This window comes from Chitinophaga sp. (genome assembly GCF_036566945.1).
Taxonomy (GTDB): domain Bacteria; phylum Bacteroidota; class Bacteroidia; order Chitinophagales; family Chitinophagaceae; genus Chitinophaga.
Genome location: NZ_DATCVJ010000142.1, coordinates 1 through 6320, shown reverse-complemented (window position 1 = coordinate 6320; position 6320 = coordinate 1). Strand labels below are relative to the sequence as shown.

2 protein-coding genes are annotated in these 6320 nt (G+C 45.3%); both read right to left on the bottom strand.

What is annotated here, in order from left to right:
* On the bottom strand, nucleotides 1-2872 hold a 2872-nt coding region (locus VIP81_RS04115; RefSeq protein ID WP_331957206.1), incomplete at its 3' end, for a TonB-dependent receptor.
* Nucleotides 2873-3221: 349 nt separating this feature from the next.
* Complete coding sequence (locus VIP81_RS04110) at nucleotides 3222-6146, bottom strand: glycoside hydrolase family 2 protein (RefSeq protein ID WP_331957205.1); 2925 nt, start codon at nucleotides 6144-6146, stop codon at nucleotides 3222-3224.
* Nucleotides 6147-6320: the final 174 nt, after the last annotated feature.

The following is a 6320-nucleotide window of genomic DNA, read 5'->3' as shown; positions in this document are numbered from 1 at the left end:
TAGTATAACCCAGCTGTAATGTTTTCAAACGGAAATAAGAACCATCTTCCAGGAAGCGGGACGAAGTTTGTGAGTTCAGGTTTGGATCGTCGATCACTGCTCTTGGAATATTGGTGTGGGTATTTTCCGGGGTCCAGGCGTTGAGGGTAGCGCGACTGTAGTTAAACTCCAGGTTCATGCCTTCCAGGTCCTGACGCAGCCCATTATAAATTTTGTTTCCCTTCGTTCCCTGCATGAAGATATTGAGGTCGAAGTTGTAGGCAGCTACATTTAAACCCAGACCATAATCGAAACTAGGAAACGGACTGCCGCAATCAACACGGTCGGAATTGCTGATACTACCGTCGCCGTTGGCATCAAAGAATTTAATATCTCCTGGTTTCGCAGCTGGTTGTATAAGTTGACCACCACTACCTTTGTAGGCATTGACTTCATCCTGCGACTGAAAAATACCCAAAGATTTGATCAGATAGAAACCTGCTACCTCGCCGCCTGCCTCAGTGAGTGTGGTGGAGGCGCCATGGTGGGTAGGTTGGCCACCAAATATTTGCTGGGAGCCGGTACCGAGTGCGATTACTTTATTTTTCACGGAAGAGAAGGTACCTGTTGCCCCGTAGGTAAATGCACCTGCGGTATTAGTGTAGTTCAATCCCATTTCAAAACCTTTGTTCTGAATAGTACCTGCGTTAATAGTGGGGTCGGCAGAAGAACCGGTAGAGCCGGGAATGGGTACATTGAGCAATACATCCGTTGTATTTTTATGGAAGTAGTCGGCAGTAAGATTGAGTTTTCCGTTCATGAAACCTACATCCACGCCGACATTCATGGTCTCGGTATTTTCCCATTTAATATTGGGAGATGCGAAGGCTGTTTGAATGGCACCAAACCATTTTTGTTGGTCCACGCCCGATACATAGTTGATATTGGAATTAATGGCTGCACTGTAAAGATAGTCGCCGATTTCCTGGTTACCCAGTACACCATAGCTGCCGCGTAGTTTCAGGAAGGATACTACCCGTGGAGGTACAGACCAGAATTTTTCGTTGGACACATTCCAGCCTACTGCTACAGACGGGAAGTTACCATAGCGATTGTCTGAACCGAAGCGGGAAGATCCATCTCTACGGAAGCTGGCGGTTAACAGGTAGCGGTTATCATACGAATAGATGACACGGCCTAATAACGACAGCAAAGTACTCACGGTGCTGTTACCGGATACGTTAGCAGTACCGGACGCGGCATCCAGTTCTTTCAGACCATCAGGCAAATTGGTTTTGCCGGCCAGCCAGTAGTTGTATTGTGTTTTCTGATAAGAATAACCTGCCAATGCCTGGAAGCTATGCTTGCCAAAATCTTTCGTGAAGTTGAGTGTATTTTCGATCAGTACCAGTGTGGTACGATCTTTTGCCTGTGTCAGATCGTTGGTGGGATGAGAAAAAAGAGAGCCTACATCGTATCTCCTGTAATAGTCATCGTTGTTACCAAACGAATTCGTATAACCCAGGTTGAATTTATATTTCAAAGATGGCAGAATAGATACTTCTGCAAAAGCGTTGGCGAGGATCGAAGTCAGTTCGTAGGAAATATCTTCCAGGTGCAGCTGTGCCACCGGGTTGGCTACATTCACCACAGGGCCGCTGGCGCCGGAATAGCCGCCTATCGCTGAGCTGTCATAAATCTGGAATACGGGTATCATCTTCGCAGCAGATCCTACGGGGTTTCCACCTTGTCCGCCCCATCCGCCGGGCATACGGGTCCATTTTTCACGCGTCATCAGTAATGTTTCGCCGAATTTCACAATGCCCTTTTTGCTCTCGGATTTCACACGCATACCATAACGCTTATAGCCTGTTACATCTACGATACCATCCTGGTCAGTATACTCACCGGAAACACTGTATTTACCTGTTTCAGTACCACCGCCCATAGAGAGGTAGTATTGTTGTATCGGTGCTGTTCTGTAGATCGCATCCTGCCAGTTGGTTCCTGCGCCCAGCTGTGCGGGATTAGCCGCGATGGCCAGGCGTGGAAGACCGGCGGCATCATGCGCTGCATTACTTACCGTCGCCCATTCCGATGCATTCAGCACCTCCCAGGGATGATCTATTTTCTGTAACCCGAAGTTGGTATTAAATTGAAAAGCGGCTTTCCCTTCCTTGCCGGATCTGGTAGTGATGAGCACTACCCCGTTAGCGGCACGGGAACCATATATAGCCGCTGCCGAAGCGTCTTTCAATACATCGAGTGATTCGATATCTCCGGGTGCAATGTTATTGGTATTGCTTACAGGTACACCGTCCACAAGATAGAGTGGTGCTGAGTTGCCCAATGTGCCCACACCCCTGATGAGAATACGGGTGCCGGATCCGGGATCACCACCGGCCGATTCCACGGTAACGCCAGGAAGCTTACCCTGCAGGGCCCTGCCTACATTGCTTACCCCTTCTGTTTTTATGTCATTCGGTTTCAGCGAGGCAATAGCACCTGTCAGGTCTTTTTTCCTCACGGTACCATAACCGATCACTACTACTTCGTTTAACCCTGATGTGGAACGTTTAAGTTTGATGTTAAGCACTGCGCCCGCACCCACTTTGATTTCCACCGATTCATATTCCATGGAAGAAACGACCAGTTTGTCGCCTTCATTTACGGTGAGTGAAAACTGTCCTTTTTCATCTGTGATAGCCCCTTTGGTGGTACCTTTAATTTGAACAGAAGCTTGCATTACTGCTTCATTGGTGGCTTCATCGATCACTTTTCCGGTAATTTTTTTCTGCGCATTTGCAGTAAGACTGTAAAAGATAAGAAATAAAAATAACGCGCGCGTGTACCAGACAGGTGGTGGCATACCCACCCCAGAGTAATTCTTCATACGGGAATTTTTAGAAAGATTTCAGTTGATATTAATAAATGTCAAATTAACATTTAATGATTAATTGTATAATGGACAATCAAACTATTTAGATGGACTATTTTACGATTTGGGTTACCGTAACGACTGGCCCATCAACAATAGACTGAACCTCGGCAGCCATTGGGTAATAACTACCTGCTCCGTGAAGATAAAATTGCCCGCACACAAAATCGTACACAGATGACTAAAAAGTAAAAGGGCGTCTCAAAATGTAGTGCCTCCAAAAAGTTAGACACTTTTTGGGAGCACTACAAAATAATTGAGTCGCCCTTTTACTTTTTTTTGCGCACTTTAAACGCTGTTGCGTTTACTTTAACTGAAGTGTAATGTGATCCTGTATCATATCGCCCACTTTCAAAGGCCGGTCCATTTTTGCCGCATGGTCTCTGAAAAAGCCTTCGCCTCCCATATTACTGTATCCTGCTACCAGCGTTCTGATCTCCTTCCCGTCTGTCCATGCCCTGATGTGTTGCCGCCCATTACCCAATACATTAAAAGCAGCCGTACCATCCGTTAAGCTGGCACTGTTGATATACATTTTTGTAGAACGGAAATCATTTGTACCCAATTCATTTCTATCGAGACTCCAGGGTGTTGTTGGTAACGCGAAGGGGCCTGCAGGGCCTGAAATTTTCGTTTCAGATATTAAGCTGGCTTTGCCCACTGGTCTTCCAATGTGATCGGCCGGATAGTAGTCCCAATGCGCATTTCTATTCCAGTTCAATTCCTGGAAAGTCATGGGCAATCCGAAAACCAGTCCCCATTGGCGTGGGTTGATATCTTTTTTCAGGATATATTGATAGGATATGTTTACCAGGCCTTTGCCGGAAAAAGCATACGTCGTTGTACCGGATGCTTCGCTGTATGTATCAATGACACTTACAGTAAAGATATTTTTACCTTTATCGAGCTTAATTTCTTTTACTATCCGGTTGGAACATACGTCGGTAAAGGGTTCTATTTTCTTACCATCACCTACCATTTGTACACCATTGCCTTCTCCCGTTACTGCCAAAACCATTAATCTGCTGCCATCTACCCAGATGCTTTTATTGTTTTTTGTGACCTGTTCTATATCACCGGTCGTCAGGTTGAAATTAATTTTCATGTCCGCATTGCTGGCGGTCAATGTATTTCCGTTCTGCGTATAGTTCCATGCCTGCGCCGGAGTGGTAGTACCAGACAATACGTCCATTGGGCTAATGACAGGCACTATGGCAAACTGATAAATATCGATTTGGACACCCCGCGGGTCAAAAACTTTGACAGTCATTTTATCTGACGCCGTTGGTTTTTGAGCGATATTTAACAGGGTAACATTTTTTTCATTTCTCTTTAAATCAGCAGTAATACGGCCACTTTCACCTGCCATTCTCCATTCTATTCTGCACTCATTCAGGTTACTGAAAAGCATCCTGTTTTCCAGTTCAACCGCCACCTTGCCATTGTTCCAATTACTGAGCACCTTTATTTTCACAGGTGAATAAACTTTCTTCATGTGCCAATATTCAGGTTTCTCTCTTCTCCAGCCATCGAGTGGGCCCCAGGTACCATAACCTACCGTTTTTCCATCCGGCAGGAAGAAGGTGTCGTCGATACCGGCCCAGATAGCGCCACCCAACACCGCATCCGTTGCGTACATGTTCTCCCACATACCTTCAAAACCAATTCCCCACGCATCGCGCACACCGGGGTCGGTTACCAGTTCCCGGCGGTTGTAAGCATTTAAATGTACATACTCATCAAAAACGATAGGACGCTTATAGTTGTTATATTTGGCAGGTCCTGTCGGACCAGGATAGTGATGGTTAGTCACTTCCAGATCAGCATCATCAGCATCAGGACCCCATTGACTAAAATTACGCGGACGTGATGGATCGAATTGCTTTACTAATTTGGCTGTTTCTTTAAAATACTCCTTGTACTTTAAACTTTCATTCCCCACAGACCACATAATTACCGAGGGGTTAGACCTGAAATAAGTGACCATGTCTATCGTTTGGTTTACCAGTAAGGTCTGATAAAGTTCGGTTCCGGCGGTTACCGGTGTATTGTGTGCCCAGCAGAAAGGGGCTTCTACCTCCAGGAACATTCCCAATCTGTTACACGCATCAATCAATTCTTCTGCTGGAGGATAATGCGAAGTGCGGATATAGTTTACATTGCCTTCAATGAGCAGCTTTACATCTTTTTCCCACATATTATCATTGACGGAACGGCCACGCAAAGGCATCACTTCGTGATGACAAACCCCGCGCAACTTAATGGGCATATTGTTGACAAACACCCTATTCCCTCTTACCTCTATCTGGCGAAAGCCGATACTTTTGGTAATAACATCTTCCAATCTACCCCCTTGCATAATGCTTAGCTTAAGGGTATACAAATTGGGATGTTCAGGGTCCCACTTTGCTGGATTCGCTACATCAAAGCTGATGTTCTGTTGTAGATAGGCGCCCTTGCTGATGTTGGCATTAACCATCACCACCTTCTCACCTACTTTAGTGGTACCGTCGGCCTTAAAAAGTTCGGCTTTTACGGAAAGGCTAGCAGTCTTTTCCTCCTGTTCATTGGCGATGATGACGTTGGTGCTTAAGGTGGCATTTTCATAGTTCTTGTCAAAACTGGTATTCACCTCTGCATAGGCAAAATTTACCGGTGCGATGCCTACTAAATATACTTTACGGGAAATGCCACCCACGTTATGTGCTGCGTATTGTGAGGCGCTGGCCAGAGAGTCTGCCATGGTTTCCGATCTTACCTTTACCAACAGTTCATTACTGCCGCCCCATTTTACAAAATTGTTAATGTCTATTTCGAAAGGGGTAAAACCTCCCAGATGGGTGGCCGCTTTTTTTCCATTCACCCAAATCTCAGCTTCGCTAAACACCGCATCAAAACGGAGTTTAACCCTTTTTTGTTTCCATGTTCCAGGTACTTCGAAGCTTCTTTTATACCCCGCTAATACTGCTTTTTTTACATTAAACCCCTGCATGCTCCATTCACCTGGCACCTGTATATGCTTATCTGCCGGCAATGATTCGATATCAGTAGAGAACTGCCAGGTCCCGTCCAGGGAAATCTTATCGGCCCTGCCAGAGGCGGATGGCGAAATACGATTGATCTTTAGCGTGTGTTGATCGGATGTATTGTACTCCAGTTGTTGGATTTGAGCTTGTGCAGTACCGGCTATAGCCACCAGTATCGCTAATATTTTATAAAAACCCCTCATTCATTAATGATTTTAAGCAGAAATATTAATAGGTACAGGCAAATTTCAGCTGTTTTTAAATACGAGCAATAACGCTGACAACTGAATATCCAATCTTTAGTGCCATTGCTGCAGTTTTTGCCAAAAACGAAAATATACATACCGAAACAGGTTTTCTATATATATGTTAGCAAA